General features: G+C 53.7%; 15 protein-coding genes. 9 read left to right on the forward strand and 6 right to left on the reverse strand.

The window, feature by feature from the left end; all coding sequences use genetic code 11:
- Positions 1–11: 11 nt before the first annotated feature.
- On the reverse strand, positions 12–302 hold the full coding sequence (locus tag EZ315_RS05695) for an FtsB family cell division protein (protein WP_135471227.1): 291 nt from the start codon (positions 300–302) through the stop codon (positions 12–14).
- A 448-nt stretch (positions 303–750) separates the two neighbouring features.
- Between EZ315_RS05695 and EZ315_RS05700 the strand changes: the two genes are divergently transcribed.
- The 7 genes from EZ315_RS05700 (at position 751) to EZ315_RS05730 (ending at position 14,339) form a co-directional block, all read left to right on the forward strand.
- Positions 751–3,798, forward strand: a complete 3,048-nt coding sequence (locus EZ315_RS05700) for a SusC/RagA family TonB-linked outer membrane protein (RefSeq protein ID WP_135471228.1) — start codon at positions 751–753, stop codon at positions 3,796–3,798.
- Between the two features lie 31 nt (positions 3,799–3,829).
- Entirely contained in the window at positions 3,830–5,290 is a 1,461-nt protein-coding gene (locus tag EZ315_RS05705; protein WP_160654458.1) for a RagB/SusD family nutrient uptake outer membrane protein, read from the forward strand.
- A gap of 14 nt (positions 5,291–5,304) precedes the next feature.
- Positions 5,305–6,069 (forward strand): DUF4843 domain-containing protein, encoded by a 765-nt coding sequence (locus EZ315_RS05710; RefSeq protein WP_135471229.1) that lies wholly within the window; start codon positions 5,305–5,307, stop codon positions 6,067–6,069.
- Positions 6,070–6,102: 33 nt separating this feature from the next.
- Entirely contained in the window at positions 6,103–7,692 is a 1,590-nt protein-coding gene (locus EZ315_RS05715; protein WP_135471230.1) for a hypothetical protein, read from the forward strand.
- A gap of 418 nt (positions 7,693–8,110) precedes the next feature.
- The gene (locus EZ315_RS05720; RefSeq protein ID WP_135471231.1) at positions 8,111–11,374 is read left to right on the forward strand and encodes a SusC/RagA family TonB-linked outer membrane protein; all 3,264 of its coding nucleotides are present in this window, start codon (positions 8,111–8,113) and stop codon (positions 11,372–11,374) included.
- A 26-nt stretch (positions 11,375–11,400) separates the two neighbouring features.
- The gene (locus EZ315_RS05725; protein ID WP_135471232.1) at positions 11,401–12,825 is read left to right on the forward strand and encodes a RagB/SusD family nutrient uptake outer membrane protein; all 1,425 of its coding nucleotides are present in this window, start codon (positions 11,401–11,403) and stop codon (positions 12,823–12,825) included.
- Between the two features lie 167 nt (positions 12,826–12,992).
- On the forward strand, positions 12,993–14,339 hold the full coding sequence (locus tag EZ315_RS05730; RefSeq protein ID WP_135471233.1) for a TlpA family protein disulfide reductase: 1,347 nt from the start codon (positions 12,993–12,995) through the stop codon (positions 14,337–14,339).
- Between the two features lie 218 nt (positions 14,340–14,557).
- Here EZ315_RS05730 and EZ315_RS05735 read toward each other — a convergent pair whose 3' ends face one another.
- The gene (locus tag EZ315_RS05735; RefSeq protein WP_135471234.1) at positions 14,558–15,028 is read right to left on the reverse strand and encodes a hypothetical protein; all 471 of its coding nucleotides are present in this window, start codon (positions 15,026–15,028) and stop codon (positions 14,558–14,560) included.
- 251 nt (positions 15,029–15,279) lie between these two features.
- Between EZ315_RS05735 and EZ315_RS05740 the strand changes: the two genes are divergently transcribed.
- Positions 15,280–15,831, forward strand: a complete 552-nt coding sequence (locus EZ315_RS05740; protein WP_135471235.1) for an NADH peroxidase — start codon at positions 15,280–15,282, stop codon at positions 15,829–15,831.
- Between the two features lie 324 nt (positions 15,832–16,155).
- Here the strand turns inward: EZ315_RS05740 and EZ315_RS05745 are convergent, their stop codons facing one another.
- Positions 16,156–16,581: an HIT family protein gene (locus EZ315_RS05745; RefSeq protein ID WP_135471236.1), complete on the reverse strand. Its 426-nt coding sequence runs from the start codon at positions 16,579–16,581 to the stop codon at positions 16,156–16,158.
- Positions 16,582–17,071: 490 nt separating this feature from the next.
- On the opposite strand from EZ315_RS05745, the gene EZ315_RS05750 reads away from it, so the two are divergent.
- A complete protein-coding gene (locus EZ315_RS05750) occupies positions 17,072–18,496 on the forward strand; it encodes an OmpP1/FadL family transporter (RefSeq protein WP_135471237.1) in 1,425 nt (474 codons plus the stop codon).
- Between the two features lie 241 nt (positions 18,497–18,737).
- Here EZ315_RS05750 and EZ315_RS05755 read toward each other — a convergent pair whose 3' ends face one another.
- The 3 genes from EZ315_RS05755 to EZ315_RS05765 are packed head-to-tail and all read right to left on the reverse strand — an operon-like array spanning position 18,738 to position 20,624.
- Positions 18,738–19,115 carry a DUF4834 family protein gene (locus EZ315_RS05755; protein ID WP_135471238.1) on the reverse strand — a complete coding sequence of 126 codons (378 nt, stop codon included), beginning with the start codon at positions 19,113–19,115 and terminating at the stop codon, positions 18,738–18,740.
- Positions 19,116–19,167: 52 nt separating this feature from the next.
- Complete coding sequence (gene pssA, locus EZ315_RS05760; RefSeq protein WP_135471239.1) at positions 19,168–19,896, reverse strand: CDP-diacylglycerol--serine O-phosphatidyltransferase; 729 nt, start codon at positions 19,894–19,896, stop codon at positions 19,168–19,170.
- Positions 19,897–19,949: 53 nt separating this feature from the next.
- Positions 19,950–20,624 (reverse strand): phosphatidylserine decarboxylase family protein, encoded by a 675-nt coding sequence (locus EZ315_RS05765; RefSeq protein WP_135471240.1) that lies wholly within the window; start codon positions 20,622–20,624, stop codon positions 19,950–19,952.
- Positions 20,625–20,655: the final 31 nt, after the last annotated feature.

Here is a 20,655-nt window from a genome sequence, read left to right on the forward strand (position 1 = left end):
CCTCCGTCTCGTTAGCGGAATATGTACACATCCTCGTCGGGATGCTGCATATGGTGCTGCTCGCGCACTATGCGCTCCATGGTCTCCCGGTCGTGACGCAGGGAGTTGTTGAGATCGCGGTAATACTCAAGCGTGTCCGTCGCGTCCTCTATCTGAGCCTTAAGCTCGCTTATCCTCTGTTCCTGGTCGATGGTATGCACCAGGGAGTTCTCGTTGAAAAACAGCACCACCGCAAGCACCACCAGCGCAGCCAGCAGCGTGAACGAGAGATAGCGGCGACACCAAGCCTTTAAGTTATCCATATCGCAAAATTAATCAAAATATCTCCCTCCGCCAAATAAAATCCTGCCAGCCCCGCTCCCTTGTCCGTGATGCTGTGTCATGGCGCATTGCTCCGCCCTTTATCATGCATGTGGGGGGCAAGCCTCGGCTGGGATGGCTTTGGCATGGCTGTGGTTGCGTGCCGTAGTCTATGTCGGATTTCGGATGTGTTAACTATGGTTAAATAAAGTTAATGTGGGGGGGGGTGATTTTTAATGCTTAAATCTCTTCAAATCAAACAAATGTAAATTACTTATTGTAATAAAAAACAAATGTTAAAAACCGTCTCGCTCCCCACTCCCTTGCAAGTGGTGGATTATTTATATATTTTTGGTGTCCGGAATTAATTCATAACGTGTGGTTTTTTGAGTGCAAAAGTAACATACTGACACAATATCAATCATTATTTATACATTTTAACACAGCGCAATGAAATCATTTAGAAACTATCTGCCAGATCTCCTCCGGTTGGTAAGCCTCGTTGCCGTATGCACAGTGGTCCTGCTCACATCGGCAGGCAACGCATATGCCCAGGACACCAATAGCGGTGGAAATGTCCATGGTGTTGTCGTCGATGAGGCGGAACACCTCCCTATGCCTGGCGTGACTGTCGCCGTAATGAAAGGCAGCAAGATGATCACCGGTGCCGCCACCAACCTTGATGGCGAGTTCTCAGTCAAAGTCCCCGACGGAGCCGTGCTGCGGTTCTCATACATCGGATATGCCCCCCAGGAGCTCGCTCCGGTGCATGGCAGGTCCATGGAAGTTGTGATGAAGGAGAGTGCCGAAAAGATGCAGGAAGTGGTGGTCAACGGCTACTTCACGCGCCATCGCAACACCTACACCGGTGCTGCCAAGTCACTCTCGGGCGACGAGCTCCTGAGCGTGTCGGCTACCAACATCCTGTCGGCCCTCAGCACCCTCGACGCAGGTCTCAACATCACGCAGAACAATGCTATGGGCTCCAACCCTAACACTATCCCTGACCTCGTGATCCGCAGCACCACATCGCTCGCCACAGGCAATGAAGTGGGGCTCAACTCACCACTCATCGTGATCGATGGCGTGGAGAGCAATCTTCAGGCTCTCTACGACATGAACATCCAGGACATCGAGCGTGTCGACATCCTGAAGGACGCTTCCGCTACCGCCCTCTATGGCGAGAACGCCGCCAACGGTGTCATCATCATCGAGCGCAAGCGTGTGTCGCAGGCACCTGTGCGCGTGCGTTACACATTCACCCCCAAGATGAGCTTTGCCGACCTCTCCAGCTATGACCTCTGCGACGCTTCCCAGAAGCTTGAGCTTGAGCGCATGGCAGGTCTCTACGACAGCGAGTCTGGTTCGCTCGACCAGAGCTATTATGATAAGCTCGCCCTCATAAGCGGCGGACGCGACATCGACTGGATATCCAAGCCGGTACGCAACAGCTTCTCCCACACCCACTCCCTCTCTGTGTCAGGTCGCGGATCAAGCCTCGACTACAATTTCACCGCCGATTACTCCGACGTCAACGGCGTCATGAAGGATGACGGACGCGACCGTTACGGTCTTAACATGTACCTCAGCTATCGTGTGCGCGACAAGCTTATTGTTACCCTCCGTGCCGACCACACATCCCTCACCACCAACAACTCCAAGTACGGGTCGTTCTCCGACTATATAGCCGCCAACCCCTACGACTCCCCCTATGATGATCATGGCAATTTCAGCAAGAGCCTGTCATACAATAAGAACAACCCTCTCTACGAGGCTTCGCTCAGCAGCTTCAGCAAGACCAACACCCGCACACAGAATGTATCGCTCGACGTGCGTTACAACTTCAAGCCCAACCTCTACGTCACCGCCCAGGGCACATATTCTACATCCAAGGGCACAAGCGACGCCTTCAAGTCTCCTGACTCCAATGCGTTCACCGCTGACGCACCCCTCACCTCCAGGGGCTCATATACCCTCGGCAACCTCGGCACTGACAATTGGAGCGCCAAGGTTGTGGGCAACTGGATACACAACTTCGACAAGGACGGCACCATGTTCACCCTCAACCTCGGCTGGGAGCTGAAGCGTCAGAAGTCAACAAGCAGCTACCTCACCGGTAGCGGGTTCCTCTCCGACGAGCTTGCCGACATATCCTATGCCTCTACCTACTCCACATCCCAGCTCCCCTACGGTGGCGAGGATCTTGCAACAAGTGTCGGAGGCTTCGCTGCCGCCAACTTCATTTGGAAGAACCGCTACGTGGTCGACGGTAGCTACCGTCTGTCAGGCTCCTCCAAGTTCGGTGCCGATAAGCGCACTGCCCCCTTCTGGTCAGTGGGCGCAGGCTACAACCTCCACAACGAGAACTTTATCAGGGACCTCGGATTTGTCGACATGCTGCGTCTGCGTGGCAGCTACGGCTACACCGGCAGCGTCAAGTTCGACTCCTACCAGGCGATATCCACCTACTTCTACTCCATCAATTATCTCCACTATGCGGGAGTCGGCTCCGTGCCTATGGGTATGGCTAACCCCGACCTCACATGGCAGACCACCAAGAAGTTCAACGTAGGTCTCACTTCATCATTCTTCGGCGACCGTTTCAACCTCAACTTTGACTACTACACCGAGAAGACCGACGACATGCTCATCGACGTCTCCCTCCCGCCCTCATCGGGTGCCACATCCGTGAAGAACAATTTCGGAAGCCAGGACAGCAAGGGTCTGGAGTTCTCCCTCTGGGGAAAGATCATCCAGAACCGCGACTGGATGTGGAGCGTATCCCTCAACGGTCTCCACTCCAAGACCACCATCAAGGAGATATCCGACGCCCTAAAGCGCAAGAACGAGCTTAACGGCCAGTTCCAGGATGAGGTGGCACCGCGCCTCCAATTCCGTGAGAACGAGTCCCCCACAGCCATCTACGCTGTGCGCTCTGCCGGCATCGACCCCGCTTCCGGCAAGGAGATATTCATAAAGAAGGACGGCACATACACCTACGAGTATGACCCCGCCGACCAGATGGCATGCGGCGACACCAACCCCAAGCTCCAGGGCACCTTGTCATCGCTTCTACAGTACCGCAACCTCTCGCTCAACCTCAACTTCTCCTACCGTTTCGGTGGCGACATGTACAACTCCACCCGTATGGCGAAGGTCGAGAATATCAACCCCCAGAACAATGTCGATGTACGCGCCTTCACCGAACGTTGGAAGCACCCGGGCGACGTGGTGCCCTACCTCGCCATCTCTGCCAACGGCGGCAAGGAGTTCCAGTACTCCGACCGTTTCGTCGAGAAGGACAACGAGCTCTGGCTCTCTGCCGTGACCCTTCAGTACAATGTCCCCGAGACATTCATCAAGCCTATCGGATTGCAGCGTATGTATGTCAGCGCAGGTGCCGAGGACCTGTTCCGCATCACCTCCGCCAAGTATGAGCGCGGCACCGACTACCCCTTCAGCCGCAGTGTCAACCTCTCGCTCAGCCTGACATTCTAAATCTCTCATCAACATTTTGATTAATATACAAATGAAAAAGATATATTTGACACTCCTTTCCCTCCTCGCCCTTGCCACAACGGCGTGCAACGACTTCCTCGATGTGCGGCCCAAAGGCGAGAAGGTGGAGAACGATCAGTTCGAGACTGCCAAAGGCTTCGAAGATGCCATATACGGTGTCTACGGATCAATGACCGACAAGGCTCTCTATGGCATGGATATGGTGTGGGGCATCCCGGAGATCCTCGGTCAGAACCTCCGTTGCGACGCCACCGACACGCACAATCTCGCACGCTACAAGTACACCGACAACAAGGACCTCAAGGCACGCTTCTCCAAAATGTGGTCCAAAGGCTACGAGACCATCGGATATGCCAACAACGTCCTTCAGAACCTTGACAAGAAGGACCCCGCCGAGTTCCCGCTCTATAAGGCTTACCGCGCCGAGATGCTCGGAGTGCGCGCCATGATGCACTTCGACCTCCTCCGTCTCTTCGCTCCGGTCGACCGGTCCAAGCGCGGCATCCCCTATGTCAAGACCTTCAACTTCTCTGTCAAGCCGTTCTCTACCGTAGGGGAGTGCCTCGACTTCATAATCGGCGATCTCACCGAGGCCGAAGGGCTCCTCAAGGACATGGAGACAATGGCATACCCCCGCGACAACGGACAGTACGAGCGTTTCTGCCGCTGGCGCGAGTCCCATATCAATTACTACGCCGTCCAGGCTCTCCTCGCACGCGTATACTGGTACATGGGCAACAACGCCAAGGCAGCCGAATACGCCGAGAAGGTCATAAACAGCAACCTCTTCCCGCTCGTCGATGTCACCGAGGTCCAGAACCGTATAGCCGGTGTCCTCTCACCCAAGGAGACAATCTTCGGCCTGTACTCCCAGCAGTACCTTGAATGGTCCTCCACCTACCTCTACACATGGCAGTCCTACGTCTCTTATATCGCCTACGACAACAGCGGCGGCACCAACTACCTCATGCCCTGGAGCGCGCTCTACGCCCTCGATCTCGCAGGCACCGAGCAGGATTTCCGCAAGAACCATTTCCGTGTCGAGTCTTCACTCGCAAAATGCCTCAAGATGGTCGACTATCCCACCATCGAGAACAACAATGTCTCCACCCGCCCCGAGCTCATTTCAGGCATAAGCCTCATCAACGTTTCAGAGCTCTATCTCATAGCGGCTGACGCATTGCTATCCACCAACTACGACATGGCGTTGAAATACTTCAACGACGAGATCCGCTCGCGCGGCCTGTCTCCGCTGATCGCCGGACAGACACTCACCTCTGAACGTATATTCAACGAATACCGCAAAGAGACATTCTGCGAAGGACTCCACTGGTTCAACATGAAGCGTCTCAACCGCGACATCCTCTCCAATGCCGAGAGCCGCACCATCCCGGCTAATGATGACATATACGTCCTCCCCATTCCCGAGGAAGAGATGGAGTACCGTCCCGAGGCAAACAACAATCAATAATCCCCCCGTGAAGTATGAAACTTATTACCATTAAGAATATAGCCCTGTGTGCCCCTCTGGCTCTCGCTTTCATGGGATGCACCGAGGACGACTACAAGCTCTACGACACCACTCAGAAGGACTCCGTTTTCTTCGAGTATCGCAATGCCAATGACGAGCTTGTCGACGAAGTGTCCTATAATTTCGGATATGACATCGCCACAGTCTACACCGTGGATATCCCTGTCACTCTTATGGGCGTGCCAAAGGACCACGACCGCACCATTAACGTTGTCCCGGTAGCCGAGGGTACCACGATGACCGAAGGTGTCAACTACACCATCACCGGCAACACCATCCCTGCCAACGCCGTAAGCGGAACTGTGCATGTCAACCTCCTCCGCGACAAGGACCCCGGGATACGCCAGGAAGAGAAGACTCTTGTGCTCACCATCGCCGAGAACGACGACCTCAAGTCGGTTGGCGAGAATTCAATGACCATCACCTATTCCGACTTCCGTGTCGAGGTAAGGCCCGACTGGTGGACCACCTACAGCTGCCTCCCTGTCTACTCCTTCGAGAACGCACAGCTGTTCTTCCATTATTTCTATGACAAAGCACCCAAGGCGGATATAAGCATATTCAATGAAATGATCGAGAAATACGGCGAATATTTCGTCAAGGCGAGCAACATGCAGGGACCCATGGCTATGTACGAGCCTTTCCTCAGGAACTATGTGCTTATACCTATGTATAATGAGAATCCTGATATCTCATGGCAGAAATCCCCTCTTTTCTAATCACTAATGTGTGAAACTTAAAAGATGACCAAAATGAAAACTCAATCAATATTCCCGGCCTTCTGTGTCGCCATGCTTTCTATGGGGCTCGTCTCATGCATCGACGATGACTCCACCTATGGAGGCTCCCCGCTCCCAGCTCTATCTGTCGAGGTCCCTGGCGATGCCGAGATGCCGGTCTACAACTTCAGCTATGGCGCGGAGTGTGAGCTCACGCCCGACATAAAGTACAATGGCTCCGGAGAGCTCTCCTACGAGTGGAGCCTGGGGTCATACGACAATGGCGTGAAAGGCCCCATGGAGTTTGTGTCCAATGAAAAGACCTTCCGTTACCAGTTCCCTGCAGGCGGGCGTTATTATGCCCACCTCGTCGTGTCCGACGGTGTGGTAGGTCTTGTGCAGGACTACGAGCTGAGCATCAACCGCACCTTTGAGCAAGGCTTCATGGTGCTCTCCAACAAGGATGGTGTCGGCAATCTCGTGTTCATAAAGGACCCCACTCGTGAGGAGATCGAGGAAGGTATCCCGGTGACCGTGATGGAGAACTGTCTCCAGCGCGTCAACGACAACGTCGGCTCTGAGCCTCTGGTTGGAGCGCAGATGATAACATGGCACGACTGGAACGGCTCTACCACCGTGGAGGTCAACCGTCTCATGATATGCACCGAAAGCCGCGGACTTTTCCTGAACCCCAACACATTTGTCGTGGTCTCAACAATTGATTTTGATGATGTCACCCCCGGATTCAAGGCCGACAGGCTTATCCTTGACGGCACAAGCCCGGTGGCTTGGAGCTCCTCGGCTAAGAAGCATGTCATGATGGACAGCAAATACATGTTTGGCAAAGAGGACAGCAACTGGAAGACCTACGACTTCGACTTCATATCGAGCAACACATATATGGCAGGTTTAAACCAGACAACCGACAACTATTTCATTAAGCGCGAGCCCCTGTCTCTGCATTCCAAGGCTCTCGACATGGCTACATGGGAATCATTCTGGGTAAGCTCTGCCGACCTGCGCGACAAGAACAACCTCCCTGTATTGCAGAACGAGGAGATGATCGTGGCATTCCGCGGCGAAGGCATCCCAGGTCCGTATACCAATACCTATCCCTGCTACATCATCAGCCGCAACAAGTCCGACGGCAGGCTCTTCGCCACCGGTATATCCGGCTTTGGTGCCTACTCCGTAGGTCAGGTCCTGGAGTGCCACGGAGAGATCCCGAGCGATGCTTCCACAGCCATCCCCGCCGCCGACTCCTATGTGGTGCCCTCCGATATGTACCACCGCACATATTACTATAACGGCAACTGCGTGTATGTAATGCTCAAGAACGGCGAGTCGTTCACCTTCCCCTCGGTCAATGAGAGCTGTCTGCGCTTCTCTTCCGATGAGGAGGTCACCTATATGGGCATAAGCCAGACACGTCAGGGCAGCCAGGTGACAGCCGAGGACCTTCTGGTTGCGACAGTCAACAAGTCCTCCGGACGTGGCAGCGTATACATCTACAACATGGCTGATGTGCGCACCGACAACCCCAACCCCGCGCCCAAGGCTCAACACCTCAACTGCGCCGACCGCATCACCAACATAATGTACAAGCCGCGTATCGCCAACTGATCCCCCTCTCTATCCCCTGCGGCACCGCGTCGCAGAGGCATCTGAAAAAAATACTCTATTGGAGAGCCGTCTCTCTCGGTCCTGACTGCCGTTTGGCGTTGTCAGGGCTGAGCGAGGCGGCTCTCCGGTCGTTTTGATCCCCCGCGACGCAGATTGCCGCACATCTTTTTAGCCTCCTTCTGTCCCGCCTGTAACTTATTGATAATTTACGGCATCCGCAACCACTCCACATCTTAAATATAATTAAATAGGTGTCAATAAAGTGAATTATGCCGGTCCCCGATATTGTGGGTAACCAAAAAAATTGTACCTTTGTATAGTGCAAAAAAGTATACAATAAAGAGTGTGATCTGTCATCCGGCGATTTTCCGGAGGCTGATTATAGTATCCATCCACAATAGTAACCTACATTTTAAGTATGCAAAATTCCAGACAATTCAATGGCATTCAGGCTCATAATGTCAGCCGTTTGCTATGCCTCGCATTTTTGCTTGTCTCCTTTGCTTTCATGCCGCAGACAGCTTTGGCTGTTGATGGCGTGACTGTTCACGGAATCGTTACCGACGCTGACGAAGAGCCGCTTATCGGCGTAAGCGTCCTTCAGGAAGGCACCAAGAACGGTGTCGCCACTAATATCGATGGCGAATACTCCATCACCGTTCCGGTAGGGAGTGTCCTGCAATTCTCCTACATCGGCAAGAAACCTCACAAAGTCACGGTAAAGGATTGGGGGGCAGCTGGTTATAATGTCGTGCTCGACAACGATAACAACATGCTCGATGAGGTGATGGTCACAGGCTACGCCACCATATCCAAGGCTCAGTCCACAGGAGCGTTCCAGAAGATCTCCGCTGACGCCCTTGAGCTGCGCCGCATGGACAATCTTGAGTCCATGCTCGAAGGCAGCATCGTGGGTTTCGTTGACGGAAAGATACGTGGTGTCACCACCATGAACGCAATCTCCAATCCCCTCGTTGTGATTGACGGATTCCCAGTGGAGAACACATCCATCGACCGCATAGGGCGCACCACCGAAGCCATGCCCGACCTCAACCCCGAGGACATCGAGTCGGTGACCGTCCTTAAGGATGCCGCCGCAGCCTCAATCTATGGTGCGCGTGCAGCCAATGGCGTGATCGTGATCACCACCAAGAAAGCCGCCGAGGGCAAGCCCGAGGTAAGCTTCTCATCCACATTCACCGCCCGGAAGTATTCCCGCTACAACGACAATCTCACCAACTCTGCCGATGTCATAGCCATTGAGCGCGCATGGGCGGCGCAGTACCCCGAGCTTCTTGCCGGAGGCGAGAGTGCGGCTAAGGTCGGCGACGACCTCCGTCTCAACAGCCATCCAAGCCTCGGTGTGAGCACGCTGATCGACATGTACTCCGGAGCTATATCCATGAGCGAGGGCAATGCGCGCCTTGACGCTCTCTCGGCTCTCGGATACCGCTACTACGACCAGGCGAAGGAGTACGGCAAGCGCAACCCCTTCCATCAGCAGTACAACCTCCGTGTCGCACAGTCGTCGGAGCGCAACAGTTTCAGCGCGTCAGCGACATTCTGGAAACACAACAATGAGGACATCAACGACGGCGACCACTCCCTCGGCATAAACATCACCGACCAGATGAAGGTCACCAAATGGCTCACAGCCGATGTCGGTGCCTACATCAATTACGGCCGTCAGGACTTTCAGAACTATGACCTCTTTAACCCCGGCTACTCGTTCCTCCCTTACGACGGACTTGTGGCTGCCGACGGATCATACATCAGCGCACCCCTCCAGAAAGATCAGGCCAGACGCGAGGTCATCGAGCAGAACGGCATGGTCCGTGAGGACCTCGTGCCCATGAGCGAGCTTGCCTACGGACGTTCCAAGGGCAAGACCCTCGACACCCGCGCTTTTGCCAAGCTCCGCATCGATTTCACCTCCTGGCTCAACTACTCTGTCCAGTTCCAGTACGAGACCTCCAGCAACGACACCGAATACCTCCAGGACCGAAACAGCTACAATGTCGTTTCACTCCTCAACAATTTCGTGACCAAGGACCCCTACGGCAACTTGAAGTACAACCTTCCCGAAGGCGACATAATGTACAAGACATCCATGAAGAAGCGTGGCTACAACTTCCGTCAGCAGCTCAACTTCAATCGCCGTTTCGCCGACCGTCACAACCTCCTCGTCTTCGTAGGCCAGGAGCTCCGTGACAGCCGTATCACATATTCCGACAACACCTACTTCGGATACGACCCCGAACTGCTCTCCTGGCAGCCCTACGACCAGCAGACCCTGGGCTACTACTTCTCCTCTCTGCTCGGCATGCAGAACTTCTCGCTGAAGAACTACGAGTCCTTGCGCGAGATATCCAACCGCTTCGTATCCTTCTACGGTAACGCCTCCTATTCGCTTGACGACAAGTACAACGTCACCGGAAGCCTCCGTTGGGACCGCTCCAACCTTTGGGGCACAAGCTCCAAATTCCAGAACAAGCCTATCTGGTCGGTAGGTGCGAGCTGGAACATGAACCGCGAGAACTTCCTCCGTGAAGTCAACTGGATCAACAACCTCCAGCTCCGTGCATCCTACGGTATCGGCGGTAACATCGGGCGCAACACTGCTCCCTACATGACTGCGCAGTACTATCCCGGCAACCTCGGCAACACCGGTGCCGTCCTCGCTCCGCCAAACAAGGATATACGATGGGAAAAGACACGCACCATAAATGTCGGTGTCGACTTCGACCTGCTGCGCAACCGCCTGTGGGGTTCTCTTGAGTACTACCACAAGAAGAGTACCGACCTTCTCGCGATTATCAACGGCTCCCCCACACAGGGATTCGGCTATGCCACACTCACCACCAACAACGGTGCCATCGACAACAGCGGTCTGGAGCTCAACCTCTCCGGACAGATCATCCGCAAGGCTGATCTCGTGTGGACATCAACCCTCCTCTACGCCTACAACCGCAACCGCGTCAAGCATATCAGCCTTGAGCCGTCAGCCTACGATTCCCGCCTCACCCTCCCCCTCTCGTATCCCACTGTAGGCAACCCCTACAACGCTCTCTACGCTTACCGCTACGCAGGGCTTAGCCCCGAGGGAGAGCCGCAGATCTACGATGCCGACGGCAATATCACCACCGGTCAGGTACAGGACGCCGATGCAATCGTGTACGCAGGCACCACAGTGCCGGTCCACAGCGGATCATTCAACAATGTGGTGCGGTGGAAGGACTTTGAGTTCTCCGCGCTCATCACTTTCGATTTCGGACACAAGGTTCGCGACAATGTCACTCCGGCGATATCCATGACCTCAGGGCGCATCACATCCACCCACAAGGACATCATGAACGCCTGGAAGCAGCCCGGCGACGAGGCTTACACCGATGTGCCGCGCCTGCTCTTCTCCAACGACACCGGCAGTTACAACACATACCGTGCCTTCAACTACCGTAACTCCGACCTCTTCATATACGATGCCTCCAACATCCGCATCCGCAACATCGGAGCCTCCTACATGCTCCCCTCGGCAATATGCCGCAAGGCTCAGCTCAAGCAGGTGAAGTTCCGCTTCGCTGTCGAGAACCTTGCCACCATAGCCATGGACAGCAAAGCCCACTATCTGCTTGACGGTAAGCAGAACCCCAACTTCGTGTGGGGACTCAATCTCGGTTTCTAATCTGATATATCCAATCGACTTTGACAATGAAACATATATATAAGAAATTCATAAATGCCGCCCTGGTGGTGTCAGGACTCTTCGCTACATCATGTAACGACTTCCTTAACGAGATACCTAAAGGGGAGAAGATCCCTCAGACATGGGAGGATTACAACGCCTTTATGCGCAATAAGAACCTCTCCTATTTCGAGAACGAGCAGATACTCTTCCTTATGGGCGATTATTTCCGCTCCCCGAGCGCGCTCAACAGCAGCGAGCTCACAAGAGCGAACTACCTCTTCCTCGAAGATGTGGACCGCACAGCCATCAACACCGGCGACTACATGGCTTTCTACAGTGCCTACGAGATGATGTTCTACTGGAACCTTATCATCGAGGAGGGCATGAATGCCACCCAGGCCACCGACCAGCAACGCCGCATGCTCGTGGCTCAGGCTCGTGTGCTCCGTGCCATGACCTACCATTATATCGCCAACTATCATGCCGACCAGTATTGCGAGGCGACCCTCAACACCCTCTCAGTCCCCCTTGTTACATCCGCTTCCGTCGAGGCTCCTTCCCCCCAGGCGACCCTACAGCAGCTCTACGACTTCATGGTCTCCGACCTCCTCGCTGCCATTCCTGATCTTCCCGACCGTGGCGAGACCATCGTGCACCCCACCAAGGCGGCTGGCTACGGAATGCTCGCACGCGTCTATCTGTCGATGGGCAGATATGCCGATGCCGGCAAGGCAGCTTCCGACGCTATCAAGGAGAACGGCAATCTCTATGACTGGGTGAAGTTCTACAATGATGATAAGGAACGCATCGAGGACACCTCTACGTTCAATGTCGCCACATCTGTCAATCCCGAGATCGACAACCCTGAGAACTATGTGTATCACGCTTCAAGCTCCGGATATTGGGCAGGCATAAGCAGCGGTTCACTCACCCTCTCACTCGAACGCGCCGCACGCTTTGAGCCGGGCGACATTCGCCTCATCGGCAAGTGGCGTTATTACAAGACAGCCGCAGGCATAGAATACTACCGCGGTCTGTATGCCAACGAACCCAACTACGGTGGCATACGTGCTGCCGAGATGTACTACATCCTTGCCGAATGCCAGGCTCGCGACGGTAAGATCAGCGAGGCTATGGAATCCGTCAACAAGGTGCGCCGCACTCGTTTCCTCCCGGAATACTATACCCCTCTCCAGGCAGCCGACAAGACTGAGGCGATCAACAAGATCATCGACGACAAGGCTAACGAGTTTATACAGACCCAGATCCCCTTCTGCGACTATCGCCGTCTCAACAAGGAGGGCATCTACACCCGCACCCTCACCAAGACCATCGATGGGGTGACTTATACCCTCCGTCCCGAATCGCATATGTGGATCTTCCCGTATCCTGCAAAAGTCCTGCAGAATCCTGGTAACAATCCCATTGTTCAGACCGTGAACAAGTAATCCGGGAGGAGATGTCCACCGTATAGCAATATTTGATGTTGCTTTATTGATGAACAGGAGATGAGGATGTGTCAAGATATGTTGTGCATCCTCATCTCTGCATTTTTCCTTCTCTTTTCCGGCAATGACCAGTTATTCAAATCCATTTTTCACATAATTCAAGTAATATGAAATCGATCCTCCCTCTTATTCTGCTCCTCTTGTCAGGCATATCCTCTACAGCCGGCAACCTGTCAGTGACATTCGATCTTTCCGGCAATCCCGGAAGTGAAGACATCAACATCACCCTGCGACCCGCAGAGGACTACAACCCCGCCTCATCGGTCACGCTCGCCCGCTCAGGCACTCAGCGCACCGGTGAGATACCCGCATCCCCCTCAGGGCTCTACTATCTCTATTGCTACACCCCCCAATATCAGACATCCATTCCTGTGAGCCTCGATGCCTCAAGCTTCACGGCTCCTGTCAAGGTCAATGTCGATGCCGGCGACTTTGTTGTGTCCACCTCCCTCGCCGGGCCTGTCAATTCGGCTCTTGCTGATGCCAACAGCCGTTTCGTCAGCCGTTCACGCCTCATTGGCAATAAATCCGTCGAAATGACCGGCGACGAGCTCCGCGACAATCTCCGGGGCTTCTCCGCCGATGCCGATGCCGTCATTTCCGCAGCCAAGCTCCCTGCACCCGCTCAGGAGTTCATACGCCTGTGGGCATACACCCTCGCATCCGACTCCTATAGCATGGCTCTCTACATGCGCTCACGCGCCGACAAGCAGGTCACCTTCTCCGTATCCGACATCCTTCCCCCTCCGGCTGCAATCCTTGACACCCCTATGGCGGCAGGATTCCCCTCAGCCATGGGAGCCGTAGTGTCGACACTCCCAGGAAAAAGCCTCGAAGAACGCCTTGAGTCACTCCATTCAGGCTACCGCACCCAGGCTATAAAGGACAACGTCACCCCAATGCTCATAGAATCATTCCTGAGCTCCTTCGACTATAAGAACGACTTCGAGTCAGGCGAGGCACGCCTGGCTGCTCTCACCGACAGATACTCTCTCCCCGCCAAATATCTCGCCGGCTTCCGTGCGCGTCGCGCCACCGTCCCCGGACTCCCCTTCCCATCGGGAATAACACTCCTTGACCGGGACGGCAACACAGTCGACTTCTCATCCTTCCGTGGCAAATACGTTTACGTCGACCTTTGGGCATCATGGTGCGGTCCATGCTGCAAGGAAGTCCCCTTCCTTCAGAAACTCGAAAAAGAGCTCAGCGACTCCAATGTCATCTTCGTATCCATCTCCTGTGACTCATCCACGGCTCCATGGCTCAAAAAGATGCAGCAGCTCTCGATGCACGGCAACCAGCTCATCGACACAACCGGCGACCTCAACCGCAAGCTCAATATCCGCGGCATCCCCCACTTCCTCATCTACGATCCCCAGGGCAACCTCCACACCTACAACGCCCCGCGTCCCTCCTCATCCCAGATCCTCCCCCTCCTCCGCTCCCTCAAATAACCCACAGCCCGATTCATAGACCATAGGACCATAATTTAGACCATAGGACCAGAGGCCAAAAGGTCCCAAAGTCAAATAATCAAAGAAGTAGATATAATCAAAGACAAAGACAGGAGAACAGGAGAACTATCATGGAATCGTAGGGTGGGGGCGTGCCCCCACCGCCAGCGACGATACCGAAAAAATCCCTCCTGTTCTCCTGTCTTTATTTACTGGTCTTACTTAAGCTTCTCGGCCAATTTCTCAGCCACATCAGCAAGAGACCCCAGCGCATTAGCCGCAGCACCTTTAGCCTTATCGATAAACGGCTGAGCCTTCTCCTTAGCCTCCTTAGCTGAAGCCGACAGCGACTCCTTAGCATCAGCCACAGTCGATGCCACAGTGCTCTGCACATCGGCAAGCTTCTCTGCAGCAGCCTCTTTAGCCTCCGCCACCTTCTCCGCAGCCGCCTCCTTGGCTTCAGCCACCTTCTCAGCCGCAGCCTCCTTGGCATGAACCATTGAATCCTTAGCGTCGGCAAGCTTCTCTGCAGCCGCCTCCTTAGCCTCAGCAACTTTCTCCGCGGCAGCCTCCTTATTAGCCTTGATTTCAGCCTTGGCAGCGACCTCAGCCGCCTTCGCGCTCACCTGTGCCGCCTTAGCCGACACCTCTCCCGCACATTTTGCTATCTTTTCATTCTTCAAATCCATAATAGTTGAGTATTAATTTGTTAGTATTGCATAATGGACACACCTCAAGTGCATCTCGCACAACCGATGTCCGTTTGAAAAAACAACGTCAGCATCGCCCGACAGGTTGAAAGAAACTTCGCCAAATTTTATTAAAAAAGCTTATCCGCACTTGCAATCAGCCCGCATTAATACTATCTTTGCATATGAAAAAGTTGCAACAGATATAGTCAACTTGATAACTCAATAACTCAATATAACAAGAAAACACTATGAAAAAGAAATTCATTTGCACTGTTTGTGGCTACATACATGAAGGAGATGCAGCACCCGAAAAATGCCTCCTCTGCGGCGTTCCCGCATCCAAATTTGAAGAGCTCAAAGAAAACGAAGCACTCAGCTTCGTGACCGAGCACGTGATCGGCGTAGCCAAGGACACCGACGACGAAATGAAGAAGGACCTCAATGCCCACTTCGCAGGCGAATGCACCGAAGTAGGCATGTACCTCGCAATGTCACGTCAGGCCGACCGTGAAGGCTATCCCGAAATCGCCGAAGCATTCCGCCGCTACGCACTTGAGGAAGCCGACCACGCATCACGTTTCGCCGAACTCCTCGGCGACGTTGTATGGGACACCAAGACCAACCTTGAAAAGCGCATGAACGCCGAGTCTGGAGCATGTGCCGACAAGATGCGCATTGCAGCCCGCGCAAAACAGCTCAACCTCGACGCCATCCACGACACCGTACACGAAATGGCAAAGGACGAAGCACGTCACGGACGCGGCTTTGAAGGACTCTTCAACCGTTACTTCCGCAAATAAACCATACTGCGTCCATATGCTCCTATAGCCCCTCAGGCACTATAGGACCATCTCAAAAGACAGAACAACACAACACATTCGCCCTATAACCATCACCTGATGGTTATAGGGCGAAATATTTAATTCAGACCAAAGTCCCGGAGGGACAAAGAAAGACAGGAGGAATTATAATCTAAAGACAGGAAAACAGTACAGCAGTACAGCAGGCTCAACCATCATCGGTAGGGCGGAGGCGTGCCCCCGCCGCCTGCGACAAATACCATAAAGTCCTCCAGTTCTCCTGTCTCGACACACAAACACTCTGTTCCTTTGGTCTAAAAATTCTCAGAGCACCTCTCTGATAGCATTAATCATCTCCTCATACTCACACTCCGAGAGAAACACCTCACCCGGATTCATTCTGAACGTCCCGCCATAATCCGGGCCATCCACATACTTCGGCGCAAGATGGAAATGCAAATGCGACAACTTATCGCTGTAGGCACCATAATTAATCTTCTCAGGATTGAACACCCTCTGCATAGCGCGGGTCACCCGGGCGACATCAGCCATAAAAGCATTACGCTGATCATCGTCAAGCTCATTAAGATCATTTACATGACCGTTATAAGCCACCAGGCAACGGCCGCGGTAAGTCTGCTCCTTAAAAAGGAAAGCGCGTGACACACTCAGATCCGCAATATGGATCATCAGATTATGAAGAGTCTCATTGTCAGTACAATAAAGACACTCCTTAGGATCGCTGTACATAAAAAACGATTTAAGGATTAAAAAATAAAGATAAAAAATAAACTTCCGACCACAAAATTAGCAAAAATCCCCCACCTCACAATCCCAAATCCCACTTCACCCATTCCAACCCCACATACACAATCCCACTCCCAACCTCAACCCCTCCCCCTCATCCTTCCGATAACCGTAGGGCGGGGGCGTGCCCCCGCCGCTACCGTCAAACCTTATTTATAGCCACTCCTCATGACTATAAAAAACTTCACGTCTCTGGTCCTCTGGTCCAAAAAGTTCTCCAGTTCTCCAGTCTTTTCTTCACAAACCCTCTATTCCTCCTGTCTCGAATTCTCAGTGAAATTGACCAATTTTCAAGACATATTGACGGAAAATTGCGTTAAAAAAACTTTAATAGCTTGTTTGCCACACATTATACCCTTACCTTTGCCACGTTTTTTAACAAAAGGTAAGCCTCTGAGACAGAGCGCGCACCACCATCATTATTCAACCTTATATGAAAAAAATCCTCTTATCCGCCGTCGCCACCATCCTCATGGCAGGCACAGCAATGGCAGAAGGCTATCAGATCAACTCCCTCTCAACCAAGCAGATCGGAATGGGACACACAGGAGTAGCCCTAAAGCTCGGAGCCGAGAACATGTACTTCAACCCCGCCGGAATGGCATATATGGACAAGACTCTCGATCTCACAGGCTCATTCACAGGCATAATGCCCACAGCCACAGCCACAGTCGACGGCAAAGAATATGAGACCGACAACGGCGTCTCCACCCCCATCAGCGTCAACGCAGCCTTCAGCATATACCCCAACCTCAAAGGAGGCATAGCATTCTACACCCCCTACGGTTCATCAATCAACTGGACCGACAACTGGCCCGGCTCAGTGCTCAATCAGAACGTATCGCTCAAGGCATTCACCATACAGCCCACACTCGCATGGGCAATCAACGATAAATTCTCCATCGGACTCGGAGCAATGGTGACATGGGCAACCGTCGACCTCAACAAAGGACTCGTCTCAGCCTCCACCGCCGACAACGTGATAAACGCCATGAAGACACTCGGGCAGCTCCCCGCATCAGTAGGAAGCTTCGGAAGCACCACCCCCGCATCCGTCAATCTCAACGGCAAGACCCGGATAGCCGTAGGCTTCAACATCGGAGCAATGTACAACGTCAACGACCGCCTCACCTTCGGAGCATCCTTCCGCTCAAAGATGGATATGAAAGTCAAGGCAGGCGAAGCACACGTATCCTATGCCAACGAACTCGCCCAGACACTCACAGGCGAGACCATCGACCTCATCAACAACGCCAACTTCAAGGCACAGATGCCATGCCCCTGGGTGCTCTCGCTCGGCGCATCCTACAAGCCCGTCGACCGTCTCACACTCGCCTTCGACGCACGTCTCACAGGCTGGCATGCCTACAAGAGCCTCGATGTCGAATTTCTTGACGAACAGCTCGTCCAGAAAGGGCTCAACCAGTACATCCCCAAGCACTATAAGAACTCATGGTGCTTCTCACTCGGAGCGCAGTACGCCCTCACCGAACGCTTCGACCTCCGTGCCGGACTCATGGTCGACACATCACCGGTCGACAAAAACTACTACAACCCCGAGACCCCCGGCATGACCAAGATCGAACCCACACTCGGACTCTCATTCCGTCCCGTCCCGCAGCTCTCCATCGACTTAGGTTTCATGTACGTGGCAGGCACAGGCATCAAGGGCGCATCATGCGAATCACCCGACCTCATGGGAAAAGCATTCCTCGGAAAACTCATGGCTGCCGGCATGACACCTGAGCAGGTGGCAGGGATAGCAACAAAATTCAACATCCCCACCACCAACAAATTCACAGCCGACTACAAGCTCCACGCCTTCATCCCATCCATCGGCGTAAGCTACAGCTTCTAAGACTTTTAGAACATATAACCATAGATATATATAGTTCATACAGATTAAGGCAATAGGACTTCGGACCACAGCTCCGTAGAGCTATATTAAAGACAGGAGAACAGGAGAACTTTCTTACGATACTTGTCGCAATCGGCGGGGGCACGCCCCCGCCCTACGGCATCGAAGAAAGTTCTCCTGTTCTCCAGTCTTGTTTTTGGAAGTCACTATAGCCCTTTGGACATCTGGTCTAAAGGACCAATTATCGGATGTCCTCCCATTTGGCATCCGACACCTGGGGCTCGCGGGGAGTGTGGCGGCGGGAGGAGGATGAGTAGTCCGAAGTGGCAGAGGTCTCCGACGAAGATGTGGCGCGCACTTCCTCAAACTCTACATATTCCCCTTCGTCGCGGGAGAATATCTTGCTTTTGCGCTGCCTGTATCTGCCGTGGGCATCCTGCCGGCGGCTGGCCTCGTTGTCGTGAGTGGAATCGCTTTGCCCCGGAGCCTGCCCGAACATCTGCCCGAACATATCGTTAACCTTCTGCTGGAACTTGCGCTGCATGTAGCGTGCAAGCATAGGTTTCACAACGAGCCAAAGGAAATATACTATTATTATTGTACCGAAAAAAGTCAGCATTTTATAGGGAAAAGAGGGTGGGGGTGAAAGGATGAAGAGAGGGGCGTGTGTGCTATGCCTGCAATTCGTCCTCAAAGTTGTCAGGGTCGGTGCGTTTGCCCAGAAGGGATATCAGGATGTAGAGGATTATGGTCCATGCGAACCCTGCTACACCGTCGGTGGCTATGAAGAACACACATGCGGCAAGCACCATGTAGCGGCGCACGTTGCCTTTGAACGCCATATCCTTGAATTTCAGCGAGAACATTTTCAGCTCGCTCACCATAAGCAGAGAGAATCCGATTATAAGGACCGCCATCACTATGTCGCCCGGATAGCCGTGCTCGGAAATCCATCCCATGGTGCCGATCCAGAAGAGGGCGTTGGCAGGGATGGGGAGCCCTATGAATGATGTGGCCTGGCGGGTGTCGACATTGAATTTAGCAAGCCTTAGCGCGCCCATCAGTGCGATGAAAAGCGCGATGAAGGATACCCCTGATGGCGCACCTGCATCGATCATGGCATTCATAACCAGGAATGCGGGTGCGAGTCCGAAGCTCACGAGGTCGCTCAGCGAGTCGAGCTCCTTGCCCATGGGTGAATAGGCCCCGAGCAGGCGTGCCGAGAGCCCGTCGCAGAAGTCAAACACTGCGGCGGCCCCGATGAATATCCACGCCCATTCGAATGCATGGAGCCCCATGACCTGAGTCCCTGAGTGGAACGCCAGGAACACGGCGACACATCCGCACAGGAGGTTGAGGCAGGTGATGGTGTTGGGGATATATGTCTTTATATTCTTCACGTTCGATGTGTATGATGATGGTGGTCAGCCGAGTATGTCTCGGCGGCCATGAGTCAGCTTTTGGTTGCGAGGTGTGCCACTTCGGTGATGCCTCCTACGGTCTTGTCGCCGATCTTCACCTTTATCTCGGCATCGAGGGGGAGGTAGATGTCGACGCGTGAGCCGAACTTTATGAATCCCATGTGGTCCTCGATGTTGGAGCGTTCACCCGGCTCGGCGTAGGTGACGATGCGGCGCGCCACGGCTCCGGCTATCTGGCGCACAAGGAGCTCCTGTCCGTTGTTGGCGCGTATGAGCACTGTCGACCGCTCGTTCTCGATGCTTGCCTTGGGGAGATATGCACTCAGGAAGCGGCCTTTGTGATGGCGCACAAGGAGCACTTCTCCGTCTACCGGAAACCAGTTGGCGTGGACGTTGAGCACTGTCATGAACACTGACAGCATCCTCACCTTGCGGCGCAGGACCTCGGGCTCGAACACCTCTTCGAGAGCCACCACTGTTCCGTCGACCGACGATACCACCACATTCTCCCTGTCGCCCCGGAAAGTGCGCCGTGGGGAGCGGAAGAAGTTGACCACGAAGAGATAGAACACACCGCACACCGCTGAGAACACGATGGGAATCACCGCAGGCCGTATGAACATCCATGCCGACAGGTTGATCACAACCAGTATCAGCAGGAGTATCAGAAGTATGTTGGTGCCTTCAGTATGTATTTTTACCCTCATTTCAGTGGTTCTGTGTTAAGGCTTTTCGGTT

It is taken from the genome of Duncaniella freteri (assembly GCF_004766125.1).
Classification (GTDB): Bacteria; Bacteroidota; Bacteroidia; order Bacteroidales; family Muribaculaceae; genus Duncaniella; species Duncaniella freteri.